This window comes from Macrococcus sp. DPC7161, from assembly GCF_004117835.1.
Classification (GTDB): Bacteria; Bacillota; Bacilli; order Staphylococcales; family Staphylococcaceae; genus SDSC01.
In genome coordinates this window covers 199800-214043 of the sequence record NZ_SDSC01000004.1, presented here as the reverse complement: position 1 = coordinate 214043, position 14244 = coordinate 199800, and the positions used below count along the sequence as shown (strand labels likewise).

The 14244-nt window shown below is 32.9% G+C and carries 17 protein-coding genes, 1 other RNA gene and 1 riboswitch; of the genes, 2 read left to right on the top strand and 16 right to left on the bottom strand.

Features of this window, described 5'->3' with window-relative positions:
• Nucleotides 1-20: 20 nt before the first annotated feature.
• The 11 genes from sufU to ER639_RS07775 form a co-directional block, all read right to left on the bottom strand.
• A complete protein-coding gene (sufU, locus tag ER639_RS07825; protein ID WP_129065226.1) occupies nt 21-491 on the bottom strand; it encodes a Fe-S cluster assembly sulfur transfer protein SufU in 471 nt (156 codons plus the stop codon).
• Nucleotides 481-1716, bottom strand: coding sequence for a cysteine desulfurase (locus ER639_RS07820; RefSeq protein WP_129065225.1), 1236 nt, complete (start codon nt 1714-1716; stop codon nt 481-483). The genes sufU and ER639_RS07820 overlap by 11 nt, the downstream gene beginning before the upstream one ends.
• Before the next feature lie 15 nt (nt 1717-1731).
• The gene (sufD, locus tag ER639_RS07815; protein ID WP_129065224.1) at nt 1732-3036 is read right to left on the bottom strand and encodes a Fe-S cluster assembly protein SufD; all 1305 of its coding nucleotides are present in this window, start codon (nt 3034-3036) and stop codon (nt 1732-1734) included.
• Between the two features lie 19 nt (nt 3037-3055).
• Nucleotides 3056-3832 carry a Fe-S cluster assembly ATPase SufC gene (sufC, locus tag ER639_RS07810; protein ID WP_129065223.1) on the bottom strand — a complete coding sequence of 259 codons (777 nt, stop codon included), beginning with the start codon at nt 3830-3832 and terminating at the stop codon, nt 3056-3058.
• Nucleotides 3833-4107: 275 nt separating this feature from the next.
• Complete coding sequence (locus ER639_RS07805) at nt 4108-4923, bottom strand: MetQ/NlpA family ABC transporter substrate-binding protein (protein ID WP_129065222.1); 816 nt, start codon at nt 4921-4923, stop codon at nt 4108-4110.
• Between the two features lie 62 nt (nt 4924-4985).
• Nucleotides 4986-5678 (bottom strand): methionine ABC transporter permease, encoded by a 693-nt coding sequence (locus ER639_RS07800; RefSeq protein WP_129065221.1) that lies wholly within the window; start codon nt 5676-5678, stop codon nt 4986-4988.
• Nucleotides 5671-6696 carry a methionine ABC transporter ATP-binding protein gene (locus ER639_RS07795; RefSeq protein ID WP_129065220.1) on the bottom strand — a complete coding sequence of 342 codons (1026 nt, stop codon included), beginning with the start codon at nt 6694-6696 and terminating at the stop codon, nt 5671-5673. The genes ER639_RS07800 and ER639_RS07795 overlap by 8 nt, the downstream gene beginning before the upstream one ends.
• Before the next feature lie 66 nt (nt 6697-6762).
• A riboswitch (SAM riboswitch) is annotated at nt 6763-6866 on the bottom strand.
• 45 nt (nt 6867-6911) lie between these two features.
• Nucleotides 6912-7187: a thioredoxin family protein gene (locus ER639_RS07790; protein ID WP_255420566.1), complete on the bottom strand. Its 276-nt coding sequence runs from the start codon at nt 7185-7187 to the stop codon at nt 6912-6914.
• The gene (locus tag ER639_RS07785) at nt 7171-7572 is read right to left on the bottom strand and encodes a ribonuclease M5 (RefSeq protein WP_129065218.1); all 402 of its coding nucleotides are present in this window, start codon (nt 7570-7572) and stop codon (nt 7171-7173) included. The genes ER639_RS07790 and ER639_RS07785 overlap by 17 nt, the downstream gene beginning before the upstream one ends.
• Before the next feature lie 69 nt (nt 7573-7641).
• On the bottom strand, nt 7642-8010 hold the full coding sequence (gene gcvH / locus ER639_RS07780) for a glycine cleavage system protein GcvH (RefSeq protein ID WP_129065217.1): 369 nt from the start codon (nt 8008-8010) through the stop codon (nt 7642-7644).
• Nucleotides 8011-8082: 72 nt separating this feature from the next.
• Nucleotides 8083-8436 carry an arsenate reductase family protein gene (locus tag ER639_RS07775; protein WP_129065216.1) on the bottom strand — a complete coding sequence of 118 codons (354 nt, stop codon included), beginning with the start codon at nt 8434-8436 and terminating at the stop codon, nt 8083-8085.
• Between the two features lie 131 nt (nt 8437-8567).
• Between ER639_RS07775 and ER639_RS07770 the strand changes: the two genes are divergently transcribed.
• Nucleotides 8568-8888: a thioredoxin family protein gene (locus tag ER639_RS07770; protein ID WP_129065215.1), complete on the top strand. Its 321-nt coding sequence runs from the start codon at nt 8568-8570 to the stop codon at nt 8886-8888.
• Between the two features lie 39 nt (nt 8889-8927).
• Here ER639_RS07770 and ER639_RS07765 read toward each other — a convergent pair whose 3' ends face one another.
• Entirely contained in the window at nt 8928-9461 is a 534-nt protein-coding gene (locus ER639_RS07765; protein WP_129065214.1) for a nitroreductase family protein, read from the bottom strand.
• A 92-nt stretch (nt 9462-9553) separates the two neighbouring features.
• A complete protein-coding gene (gene aroD, locus ER639_RS07760) occupies nt 9554-10276 on the bottom strand; it encodes a type I 3-dehydroquinate dehydratase (protein WP_240664013.1) in 723 nt (240 codons plus the stop codon).
• 189 nt (nt 10277-10465) lie between these two features.
• Between aroD and ssrA the strand changes: the two genes are divergently transcribed.
• Nucleotides 10466-10823, top strand: a transfer-messenger RNA (tmRNA) gene (ssrA, locus tag ER639_RS07755).
• 135 nt (nt 10824-10958) lie between these two features.
• Here the strand turns inward: ssrA and ER639_RS07750 are convergent.
• The 3 genes from ER639_RS07750 to rnr form a co-directional block, all read right to left on the bottom strand.
• Nucleotides 10959-11357: a hypothetical protein gene (locus tag ER639_RS07750; protein WP_129065212.1), complete on the bottom strand. Its 399-nt coding sequence runs from the start codon at nt 11355-11357 to the stop codon at nt 10959-10961.
• Between the two features lie 62 nt (nt 11358-11419).
• A complete protein-coding gene (smpB, locus tag ER639_RS07745) occupies nt 11420-11881 on the bottom strand; it encodes an SsrA-binding protein SmpB (protein WP_129065211.1) in 462 nt (153 codons plus the stop codon).
• Between the two features lie 25 nt (nt 11882-11906).
• Nucleotides 11907-14243 (bottom strand): ribonuclease R, encoded by a 2337-nt coding sequence (rnr, locus tag ER639_RS07740; RefSeq protein WP_129065210.1) that lies wholly within the window; start codon nt 14241-14243, stop codon nt 11907-11909.
• Between the last annotated feature and the right edge of the window lies 1 nt (nt 14244).

Here is a 14244-nt window from a genome sequence, read left to right as displayed (position 1 = left end):
ATTAAATCACTCCTTTTAAATTATTCGTTATCTGTAATAACTTCTTCAATTGTTGTTTCATCGCTTGATTTTGTACCACGTTCAAATGCTTTCCATGCTAACGTAGCACATTTGATACGAGCCGGGAATTTAGCAACACCGCTAAGGGCTTCAATATCACCCATATCTTCAGTGATTTCATAATCTTCACCTAGCATCATCTTCGTAAATTCATCGCTCATTTTAAGTGCTTCTTCAATCGTATGTCCTTTAATTGCTTCAGTCATCATTGATGCTGAACTCATTGAGATTGAACATCCTTCACCTTCAAATTTTGCATTCTTTACAACATCGTCAACAATATCTAAAGTTAAACGAATACGATCGCCACAAGTTGGGTTATTCATATCGATTGTCATTGAACCATCTTCAATAACCCCTTTATTTCTAGGGTTTTTATAATGATCCATAATCACTGAGCGATATAATTGATCTAAATTATTAAAACTCATAACTGAAAAACTCCTTTGTTTCTTTTAAACTTGTGATAAATTGATCGATTTCTTCTTTTGTATTATAAATATAAAAACTTGCTCTCGCTGTTGATGATTGGTTTAACCATTTCATTAATGGCTGTGCACAATGATGTCCCGCACGTACAGCAATTCCATGACTGTCTAAGGCAGTAGCCAAATCATGAGGATGAACGCCCGCTAAATTAAATGTAATCAATCCAGCGCGTTGCTCAGCTGAAGGTCCATAAATTTCAAGTCCTTCAATTTCAGACATTTTTTCATATGCATATGCAGTTAATTCATGTTCATATTCAGCAATCGCATCTAACCCCACTTTTTGTAAGTAGCGAATTGCCTCACCTAAACCAATTGCCTCAGCAATTAATGGTGTACCCGCTTCAAATTTAGTTGGTAATTCGGTCCAAGTAGAATCTTGTAATCCTACAAAATCAATCATATCACCACCGAATTCAATCGGTTCCATTTGATCAAGATATTTTTTCTTACCATACAATACACCGATACCTGTTGGTCCAAGCATTTTATGACCACTGAATGCGTAAAAATCAACATCTAATGCTTGTACATCAACTTGCATATGCGGTACAGCCTGAGCACCATCTGAAACCATCACTGCACCATTTTCATGCGCAATTTTGGCAATTGATTGAATATCATTAATCGTTCCAAGTACGTTAGATACATGTGCTACAGAAACAATTTTAGTTTTTTCGGTAATCGTCTCTTTCACTTGTTCTAATGAAAGTGTGCCATCTTCATTCATTGGAATGTATTTTAACACTGCTTTTTTACGCTTTGCTAATTGTTGCCAAGGCACTAAGTTCGCATGATGTTCCATTTCAGTAATCACAATTTCATCACCTTCAGAAACAAATATATCACCAAAACTATGTGCAATGGTATTAATCGCTGTTGTTGTTCCGCGTGTAAAAATAATTTCTTCAAAATATTTCGCATGAATAAATTGGCGTACTGTTTCACGCGCTTTTTCATACCCATCTGTTGCACGCGTGCCAAGCGTATGCACACCACGGTGTACATTGGCATTATTGTGTGTGTAATATTCTGTTGTAATATCAATCACACTTTGAGGCTTTTGACTTGTCGCTGAAGTATCTAAATAAATTAATGGACGTCCATTAATTTCTTCATTTAAGATTGGAAAATCTTTGCGAATTGCTTCTATATCTAAATGGGTCATACTATCAAGACCTTTCTATCCTCTAACTTTTAATTCAATAACATCTGTTAACTGGCGTTTAACTGCTTCGATTGGTAATTCGTTTACAACCGGTGCTAAGAAACCGTGAATGACTAAACGCTCAGCTTCTTGTTTAGAAATACCACGACTCATTAAATAGAATAATTGCATTGGATCAACTTTACCAACTGATGCAGCATGTCCTGCTGTTACATCATCTTCATCAATTAATAAAATTGGGTTTGCATCTCCACGTGCTTTTTCAGATAACATTAATACACGTGATTCTTGTTGTGCATCTGCTTTAGTACCACCATGTTTAATATGACCGATACCATTGAAGATTGAAGATGCTTCATCTTTCATAACACCATGTTTTAAAATATGGCCTACTGAATTTTTACCATATTGAATAATTTGAGTCGTAAAGTTTAATTTTTGTTTACCACGACCAACAACAACAGTTTTTAAGTCAGATGATGAGTTATCACCCATTAAATAAGTTGTATTATCGTTGATTGTATCGCCATCATTCATTAATCCTAAAGCCCAGTCAATAGTTGCGTCTTTCGCTGCGACACCACGACGCATTACATGTCCAGTAAATCCTTTACACAAGAAATCTACTGCACCATATGTAATTTTTGCATTGTCTTTAGCAATTACTTCTGAAATGATATTTAATTGTTTATCAGTAGATTCAATAGTAGAAATGTAGTTTTCAACATAAGTTACTTCTGCACTCTCATCTGCAACAATTAATACATGATTAAATAAATTTACTTTTTCATCGTCATGTAAAACAACCATTTGAATTGGTGTATCAATCACAACATTCTTAGGTACATAAACGAAGATACCACCGTTTAATAATGCTGCATGTAATGCAGTTAAGCGATGTTCATCAACTTTTACACCATCAGTCATAAAGTATTCTTTTACTAAATCGCTGTGTTTTTCCATTGCTGATTGAATGTTATCAACAATCACACCTTGTTCAACTAATGCAGCATCTAATTCTAAAAATGCTTTTGTATTGTTGTGTTGAACGTATAAATTTTTAATTGTATCTAAATCTACAACATTTTTAACCGCTTCAGGCAATTCAGATTTAGAATTATATACAGTACTTTCAACATCTTTATGATGAACTTTATTGAAAGCCCATTTATCAATTTTAGTTTTATCAGGTTTTGGCATGTCAATTGAATTTAAACGTTCAAATGCATTCGTACGTAATTCAGACATCCAAGTTGGTTCATTATACTTTTTTGAGAACTGAACCAAAATATCATTTGTTACATCGATTACTTCACTCATTACAGTTCCTCCTAGTTAATTACTTCACTTCTGCATCTTGGATGTTTAATTCTTGTTTAATCCAGTCGTAACCTTCAGCTTCAAGACGTTTTGCTAACTCTTCTCCACCAGATTTAACAACTTTACCTTGCATCATAACGTGAACGAAATCAGGTGTAATGTAATTTAATAAACGTTGGTAGTGCGTAATGATTAAGCAACCAAAGTTTTCTCCACGCATTTCATTGATTCCTTTAGAAACAACTTTTAATGCATCGATATCTAAACCTGAGTCAATTTCATCTAAAATAGCGAATTTAGGTTCTAACATCATTAATTGAAGGATTTCATTACGTTTCTTTTCTCCGCCTGAGAAACCTTCATTTAAATAGCGTTGTGCCATGTCTAAATCCATTTCTAAAAATTCCATTTTCTTATCTAACTTTTTGATGAATTGCATTAAGTTGATTTCTTGACCTTCTTCACGACGTGAGTTGATCGCAGAACGTAAGAAGTCTGCATTTGTAACACCTGAAATTTCAGATGGGTATTGCATCGCTAAGAAAAGACCTGCTTGTGCTCTTTCGTCAACTTCCATTTCTAATACGTTTTCGCCATCTAATAAAACTTCACCTTTAGTCACTTCATATTTAGGGTGACCCATGATTGCGCTTGATAAAGTTGATTTACCAGTACCATTTGGTCCCATGATTGCATGAACTTCACCTTGCTTAATAGTAAGGTTAACCCCTTTTAAAATTTCCTTACCTTCGATTTGAACATGTAAATCCTTAATTTCTAAAACTGATGCCATAATGTATTTCCCTCCAGCATATATTTATATTCGTGTCTTTTAGTTTATAATAATTTTAATCTAGAGTCAAAAGCACTAGATTTCAATCACCTTTTCATTATAACGTAAATACCTAGTAGAATGAATTAATTGAGTCAAAAAAATATATAAAATAGTGTAAATTGTTTACTACATTAAGATGAATCATAGAATTGGTAAATGATAATTTACTCAATTAGCATTGCATCAATTTTTTTAACAAAAAAACACTCACATGATGTGAGTGTTTGGTACGGTGATTATTTCGCTGGAATAACTGAACCGTCATATTTTTTTGTAATGAAATCTTGAATTTCTTTAGATTGAAGTACTTTAATTAATGCTTTAATTTTTTCATCATTTTTATGACCTTCTTGAACTGCAATTAAATTTGCGTAAGGTGAATCTTTGCTTTCAATTGCAATTGAATCTTTAACTGGATTTAATTTGTTCGCTAATGCTACGTTTGAGTTAATGATGACTGCATCGCCTTCACCATTGTTGTATGTTTTAGCTAAAAATTCTGCTGCTTGTTTATTGTTGAATTGAATATCTTTTTTATTTTCTTTAATATCTTTAAATGTTGCTTTTACAGGATCAACACCGTCTTTTAATGTAATCAAACCTGCTTTAGTGAAGAATGATAAGAATCGACCTTCTTCAGCTGGGTTATTAGATACATAAACTGTTGCACCTTTTTTCAAGTCTTTTAAATCTTTAATTTTTTTAGAGTATACAGCCATTGGTTCGATATGAACGTTACCTGCAGATTCGATTTTATATCCTTTTGATTTCTTCTCAGTTTCTAAATAAGGTGTATGTTGAAAGAAGTTCGCATCAATATCACCATCATTTACTAAACGGTTAGGTGTTGTGTAATCGTTAATTGTTTTAATTTTTAATGTATAACCTTCTTTTTTAAGTGCTGCTTTTGCTTGTTCTAAAATTTCAGTATGAGGTGTTGGAGATGCTCCGACTGTAATCGTTTTATCATCTTTTGATTTATCTTCTTTTCCACATGCTGCTAAAACTAAAATTAATGCTGCTGTTAATACGAAATAAAATAATTTTTTCATTTAGACACTTCCCTTATTTTTTATTTATTTATATTTACACCCGTTAGGATGAAGATACTAAATTAACGTTTATCAAGTTTTTTTGTAAGTACGTCACCCACAAGTTGAATCACAAATACAATTACTAAAATTAAAATTGTTGAAACAAAAATAACATCATTTTGTGCACGTGTGAATCCAACTAAATACGCTAAGTTACCTAAACCACCTGCACCAATTACGCCGGCAATTGCAGTTGATCCAACAAGTGCAATCGTTGTTACTGTTATTCCTGATACAATTGCTGGTAAACTCTCTGGTATCAATACTTTTCTAATTAAAGTCCAAGTGTTCGCTCCCATTGATTCAACCGCTTCGATAACCCCTTTATCTATTTCTTTTAATCCAATTTCAACTAATCGTGCATAAAATGGCGCTGCTCCTATAATTAAAGCTGGTAAAGCTCCTTTAACGCCACTGATTGTATTCATAATCAAATTCGTAAACGGGAATAACAATAAGATTAAAATGATAAAAGGAATCGCTCTAAATAAATTTACTAAAAATGCAGTAATACTATAAAAAATTCTTGCAACTTTAGATTGACTTCTAGATGTTAAAAATAAAATTAATCCGATAATTAAACCAAAGATAAATGTAAAAAATGCTGAAATAAATGTCATGGATAATGTTTCAAAAGTTGCTGTCCACACATCTTCCCATACGACATTTTTCATGCTTAACATATCTGTTAATGTTTGAATAAAACTATCCATGGCGTTCAACCTCCATTTCTACACCGTGATCTCTTAATTCTTCAGTAATAGGTGTTAACGAACCATTTACCGCCTCAACATGAACAATTAGATTTCCAAATGATCCTGCTTGAGTATGTTTGACATTACCTGCAAGAATATTCATATCTAATCCATACTTTTTAATCACACGGCTAACAATTGGTTGACCTGTTGATGACCCTACAAACTTAAGTCTCAAAATACTTCCTGTAGGATATGCTTCTTTAATTTCTTCAATTGATGTTTCAATCTCACTGTCTTGAATATCATCTCTTACAAATCGTTTAGAAATTTCTGTTTTAGGATGATTAAACACATCTAATACTGTACCTTCCTCAACAACTTTACCATGCTCCATTACCGCTACACGATGACAAATTTTACGGATAACTTCCATTTCATGTGTAATTAAAACGATTGTTAAGTTAAGTTGTTTGTTAATATTAACAAGTAATTCTAATATTTCATCAGTCGTTTGTGGGTCTAATGCGCTTGTCGCTTCATCACAAAGCAACACTGTTGGATCATTACTTAATGCACGCGCAATACCTACGCGCTGTTTTTGTCCACCAGACAACTCTGACGGATATGCATGTTCTCTTCCTTCTAAACCAACAAGTTTAATCAATTCATTCACTTTCTTTATACGAGTCGATTTATCAACGCCCGCGATTTCTAAAGGTAATGCGATATTGTCAAATACCGTTCTGCTCCACAATAAATTAAAATGTTGGAATATCATAGATATTTTTTGTCTTTTCTTTAATAAAGCTTGCTTAGATAATTGATTAATTTTATCTCCGTGAATAATAACATCGCCTGAAGTAGGTAATTCCAGACCATTAAACATTCGAATTAATGTACTTTTACCTGCACCACTAAAACCAATAATGCCGTATATTTGACCATCTTCAATATTTAAATTGACATGATCAACTGCAGTAATCTTTCCTTTACGTGTTGTAAATTGTTTAACAACATCTACTAATTGAATCAATTTGATTCCTCCTCAATAAAAAAAGTCTTTCTTAAAAAAACATAAGAAAGACGTCGAAAACCATCTCTCTCATCTTCTAAAGTCATCTACTTTATGTGAATTGGCACCATTTCTTTACAGACGGTTGCCGGGCTTCATAGGGCACATCCCTCCACCACTCTTGATAAGAGTATTAAGTTATTAAATTAGTTACAATAATAAAACATTCCCGATAACTAGTCAACGTATTTTTTTAAAATTTGATATAAATTCATGACCGATTCAAATCGATAAATGATTTCTTTCACTTCTTGTTCTTGGATGATAACCAACACAGGCACACTCATAATCTCATTTTGCGCAATAAATGATTGTTCGTAATTTAGGTCAATCGCAGCATATGTTAAACTTAAACTTTCAGTTGCAATCTTCAACATATGTTCGGCCATTTTACACGTTGCGCAAAATGGTGTAAAGCCAAATATAATCTGTATATTAGATGGCGAATCCATTTGCAAATCTTTGATTAAACTCATAATTAAAATTTTTACCTTTCATTTCAAAACATGGCAACACTTCAAAATCATTTTTTGTTAATATTTTCGCTAAATAATCTACAGGTGCATTGCCTACTTCTCCATACTTTGAATCAATATATATATGTGCTGCTTCACTTAAATGACGCTTAAACCAACTACGAATCTTACGACCTGCTTTATCTGGATCAGTCATCACAAAGACTTGGCTACCGATAAGATCGTCATACATATTATCAAGTTTCGCAATACCCATCGTGCCATGCGTACAAATAATATGCACCGGTTCATTTAATACCTCTTTTAATTTCAACTTGTCATTCTTACCTTCAACAATAATGACTTTCTGAATTACAGACATATAATCACCTTTTCATTATGAAGTTATAAAAAAATCCTTGATGATATCTCATCAAGGAAATTATAACATTTATGCATTAATCATTTCATCATATTGTGCTTGATCCATTAACTCATCTAACTCAGCTTCGTCAGCCGCTTCAACTTTAACCATCCAAGCGCCGTCCATTGCAGATTCGTTAACTAATTCTGGACTATCTTCAAGTTCTTCGTTGATTTCAACAACTTTACCAGTGATTGGTGCGTATAATTCAGAAACAGTTTTAACTGATTCAACACTACCAAATGGTTCACCAGCTTTGATTTCGTCTCCAACTTCAGGAAGCTCAACGAAAACGATATCCCCTAATTCAGATTGTGCAAAGTCAGTAATACCAATTGTTTTTACAGATCCTTCAGATTTTACCCATTCATGGTCTTTAGAAAATTTTGTAGTCATTACAATTCCCCTCCAAGTATTTTATCTAACACTTATAATAATCTCACATGTAGGTTAAATATTCAATATATTTTATAACCAAGTTTTACGGTACTCATCTTCTTTAAAACCAAGGGTGATAGCGCTACCATTAACTGCAAGTGGACGCTTCACTAACATACCGTCTGATGTTAATAATTCTAATTTTTCATCCTCTGGTAATGTTGATAATTTTTCTTTTAATCCAAGTGATTTAAACTTTGTCCCATTAGCGTTAAATAACTTATCAATAGCGACACCCGTTTGATCAATGATTGCTTTAAATTCTTTTGCAGTTGGTGTATGTTCAACAATTGAAATAGGTTCAAAACTCACACCATTGTCTTTTAAAAATTTTGCAGCAGTACGACAAGTACTACAATTTGGTAATTGATAAAATTTAATCATTATATTCCTCCTCATATCCTTAACAATATAGTATCAATATTTCAATTTTCTAACAACTGAAAGTCTAAATTTTGAATCTATACGCAAATTTCGCTATAATAAAATCAATACAAAAAGAATGGGGAATTATTGTGAGAACAATCAGCCAATATTTAGAGTTTCAAGAAATTATTAATCAAGATGAAATCGTAATCGTTAAATTCTTTGCGGACTGGTGTCCAGATTGTACACGTATGGATATGTGGATAGATCCAATCGTTGATGAATATAACGAATATACATGGTACAAAATTAATCGCGACCAAGTACCTGAAGCAGCGACAGAAAATGATGTAATGGGTATTCCAAGTATTTTATTATTTAAAAATGGCGAAAAATTAGCGCATTTACATTCAGCAAATGCTAAAACACCAGAATCAGTTAAAGCATTTTTAAAAGAAAATATCCAATAAAAAAGAGGAACTGCGGTTCCTCTTTTTTTAACGCATTCTTTAGAATTCGCTAATTAAATTGCTATTTTTTCTTTCTTTAATCTCATTACTTGTTTGCGCTGTTAAATAAATAAGCCCATAAAGCATTTCTTCTTTTTGAATATTTAAAGCATCATTAAGCTCTGGAATAAACATCGTTCCTGGCGTTTTAATACAACTTCCAATCGACTTTTGATGTAAAGCAAGTGATAAAGTCTGCATAAATCCACCAACAGCTAAAACATCTTCTAAATGCTCTTTCTGGCGACGGTCTCTAGGACCCACAACTAGCAACACACCTGCCAATGGCGCTAACTTATCATTAAATTGTGCTTGTTTTTCCGTTTGTCCTTTAAAACTTAATGAACCAAATAACTGACTAAAATCAGCGACACGATGCTTTTTCACCCAAACAATACGCCAAGGTTCTCTCATACCATGGTTTGGTGCATATGTAGCAAGTTCAATAGCATCTTGAACATCTTGATCATTTACAGTTGTATCTTCGTATTGCTTAATACTACGTCTTGTTTTAACTAATGTTTCAAAATCCATATAAAAATCTCCTTAGCATAATTGATAATCATTATCATTGTATCCTAAGGAGATGATTTCGTAAAATATTTATTGTTTATTAATTTTATTTTTTACTTAATATTGAATAACTCTAAATGGGTCTTTAAATCCGTTACATGTAATTGACCTGGTGCTGCTTGTGTACCTAAATGTGCATATGTTAAATATGATCCAAATACGCCACCCGCTAATCTCGTAATTTTACCTAATTCACCCATAGCAATACCTACAATATTCAAATCACATTTTTGTTTCGTTTCATAAACTGCAGATAATAAATTAACAACATCTCTACCATCAAGTGGCATGACCGCAAGCTTACAATAGTCCGCACCTAATTTTCGCATTTTATCATAAATCGCCATCATGTCTTTAATACGTGGTGTGAATAACACATCATGGTGACTTAATAAAATCTCTACACCATTTTCTCTTGAATGTTTTAATAATTGATCCATTAAATCTGCATAAATCATTAACTCAATATCCAAAATATCAATTAATTTAGAATCAATCATTTTCATACATAAGTCAAAATAAGGTTTCGTATCATTATTCCCTTTACCACCTTCACCTTGTGTACGGTAAGTGAACATGATTTTTATATTAGGAAATTGAGCTTTTAATGCTTTAATATCATTGATATACGTAGTGACATCACCTTCAATTAAATCTGCACGATATTCAATAATATCTATAAATGCTTCATTAGCATTAATTTCGTCAATCTCTTTTTGATTTTCGTTGAAAGCTTTCGTAAATGTTACTACAATTTTAGGCTTTACATTATTCATAATATCCAAAATCACGACCTCCTTATATTCCTTATAATCATAACGTATTGACGGTCATTTTGGAATTATTTTGTGTCTATTTCTATCGTTTTTATAGCCTTTCTTTTCAACAATAAATAAACGAATAAGTTGAAAATAATAATAACTTTTGTTATATTAAAAGATGCTAGTTTTTATAAATAGTATCCAGGGGGCGTTACGGATTCGACAGGGGTCACTTGGGTTGGTATAGCGTGTCGGAGGGTTGTCTTCGTTATCAACACATCAGTTATAATAACTGGCAAAACAAACAATTTCGCAGTAGCTGCCTAATCGCACTCTGCACCTCTCTCAAGCATCGCCTATGTGCCTGATGTAGAGGTTCACTCTTAGTAGGATACGGCTAACACTTCCGCCTGGAGTCTGTTAGTAAGAGATCAATCGGGCTAGTTATAAATTGGGATGTCCGTTTTCAGATTTATAGCGAAACTTAATAACAGGACTACACACGTAGAAGTATCAATTGCAGGATCTTTGGACGCGGGTTCGACTCCCGCCGTCTCCATACATTAGCCGCTTAACCGCATGGTTGAGCGGTTTTTATTTTAGTTTCCTTAATTTTAGATTATACAAAAAAACACCCATTTTTATAGGTGTTCTTAATTAATATAATAATTTTAAAATTTATTAAGATGATTAAACACTATGTTTCATCTAGTACGATTTCAATATTTTTATATCTTGTATTATTCGCATATTTAAATACATCTGTTGATTTAATATATTCAAAGATATTATTATCTAAATCACAGTCCCAAATAGTAATTTGATATTGTTCATTTTCTATATCTACTTCAAAAAGTAATGTGACTGATAACTGAAAAAATTCATCTTCATTAGGTACTTGCCTCGTTAAAGAAACATGAAACAAATCTTGACCAGTAAAGTTATAAACGCCAGCTTCAAATAAAATCATATCTTCATATTTATCTAATCCAGAGATTTTATCCTGACACATCTTTTCAAATACATTTAAGATTTCATCAAATTTTTGTTCTTTAACAATATGTTCATTTAAATATTCAAGCTGTCTATTTAACATTAGCAATACCTCCAAAATAATATTTTGATAAAAAGTATGTACCAATATCGTACCGATATCTTTTAATATTTACCTTTCAACGCTCTATCCATTTCTCGTTTTGCTTCTTTTGCTTTTAGCGCATGTCGCTTATCGTAATCTTTTTTACCTTTTGCTAGCCCTAATAACATTTTGCAATAGCCATTCTTAATATACAATTTAAGTGGTACTAATGCATAACCTTGTTCACGTGTTTGTCCAAATAGTTTATCAATTTGTTTACGCTTAAGTAATAATTTACGTGTTCGAAGTGGATCATGGTTGAATCGATTGCCCTCTTCGTATGGTGCGATATGCATATTGTAAACAAACATTTCACCTTTATGTACTCTCGCATAAGAATCTTTTAAATTGGCACTACCACGTCTAATAGACTTAATTTCTGTCCCTTGAAGTTCAATACCCGCTTCTATTGTATCTTCAATGGTATAGTCATGACTTGCTTTTCTGTTTTGAGCAAGAGTTTTACCTTCACCTTTTGGCATTATTTCACCTTCTTAATACGCTGCTTTATTTGCGTTTTCTTTTCTTTTTAACGGCTTTAGATTTATAAAAAGGTTTATCACCTTGTTTATTATTTGCACCGATATTTTTCTTTTTATTTCGTGTCGCTTTTTTAAAACCCGCTGCTTTACCGCGTCCTTTTTTGCGTGGACGTTCTTCTTTACTACCGCGTTGCTCTGTTTTTAATTTCACTTCTTTAATGCGTCGTTCTATTTTATTCATGTCCATGCCAACAATTGCAAAATCAATCATACGCTCATCAACATTGACATTCACGACTTTGACTTTAACTTTATCACCAATTCTAAATACTTTACCCGTACGTTCACCGATTAATGCCATATGTCTCTCTTCAAATCGATAATAGTCATCAGTCATATTAGAATTATGCACCATACCTTCAATGGTGTTTGGTAATTCAACGAACATACCAAAATTTGCGACTGAAGTGATAATGCCATCAAATGTTTCACCTAAATGCTGAATCATATATTCTGATTTCTTCAAATCATCTGTATCTCTTTCAGCTTCTATCGCACGTCGTTCACGTTTTGATGTATGTTCTGCAATATCTACCAATTGATCTGCCCATTTTTCTTTTTGAGCAGTATTCATTGAATGTTCGATTAAATATTTTCTGATTAATCGATGTACAATTAAGTCAGGATATCGTCGAATAGGTGATGTGAAATGCGTATAATACTCAGCTGATAAGCCGAAATGGCCTAATGATTCATCAGAATATTTCGCTTGTTGCATTGATCGTAACATTAAAGTTGAAATAACCAATTCTTCTGGTTTCCCTTTAATTTCTTGTCCAATATTTTGTAGTGTCTTTGGATGAATATTTTCCGTGCCACCTTTTACTAAAATACCGAAGTTCGTAATAAATTCAAAGAATCGTTTTAATCGATCTGCCTTTGGTTCTTCATGAATACGATAGATAAATGGCACTTTCATTTCATGGAAGTGTTGTGCAACTGTTTCGTTCGCAATCAGCATAAACGATTCGATTAAACGTTCTCCTAATCCACGGTTACGAATCAATACATCTTTAGGTACACCCACTTCATCGACCATTATTTTAGCTTCTGTTAAGTCAAAGTCGATTTCTCCACGTTTGACACGCATTGACTTTAATATATCTGCTAAGTCTTTAGCATGTCTTAACATTTCAACGATATGTTGATATTCGTGTATTAAAATTTCGTCTTGATCCTCAAGAATTTTATTCACATTGTCATACGTCATACGTTCATCAGAATGAATCACACTTTGATAAATTTCATGTTTAATGACTTTCCCTTCTGTGTTAATTTCCATATCACAGCTTAATGTAAGTCGATCAACATGAGGATTTAATGAGCAAATACCGTTACTGAGTCGATGTGGAATCATTGGAATGACACGATCAACTAAATATACACTCGTACCACGTTCATAAGCATCTGCATCTAAAGCAGATCCTTCTGTTACATAATGACTTACGTCTGCAATAGATACTATCAATCGATAATTACCATTGTCTAACTTTTCAACACTGATTGCATCATCTAAATCTTTCGCATCAGCACCGTCTATCGTAATCGTCAATTGCTTTCTTAAATCGACACGATTTTCTAAATCGTTCGGCGATATTTCATCAGGTACTTGATTTGCTTCTTCAATGGTTGCTTCATTGAATTCAATGTTAATGCCATGTTGATATATGATTGATAATATATCGACACCAGGATCATTTTTATGCCCTAATATCGCTTTAACAAAGCCTTCAGGATTGTTTGTACCATCTGGATATTCCGTAATTTCTACTAACACTTTATGGCCTTCAACTGCGCCTAAATTTCTTCCTTTAGGAATAAAGATATCTTGTGTGATGCGCTTATCATCAGGTAAAACAAATCCAAAATGACGTGCTTCTGTGTATGTCCCAACCACTTGTGTAACAGCTCTTGTGACAATTGTTTTCACTTCACCTTCAAGTCGCCCATCACGATCTTTTGTGACTTTTACACGAACCGTATCGCCATCCATCGCTTTATTGATTTTATTCGGTGGAATAAAAACATCTTCTGTCCCTTCAATGATAGGTCTTACAAAAGCAAATCCTTTTTTATGTTGACTTAGTGTCCCTTCAACATAATCACTGTCTTGTATATAGTATTTATCTTTTTTCGTTCTACTTACTCGACCTGTTTGTTCTAATGCAACTAATGTCTTAATGAGTGCTTTAAATGCATCTGCATCATCAAGATTTAATTGTGCCTCTAATTCATTTACACTTATCGCATTACCGTTTAATGATTTTAAATAAGCAATAATTTCTTTTTCAAATGGATGCATT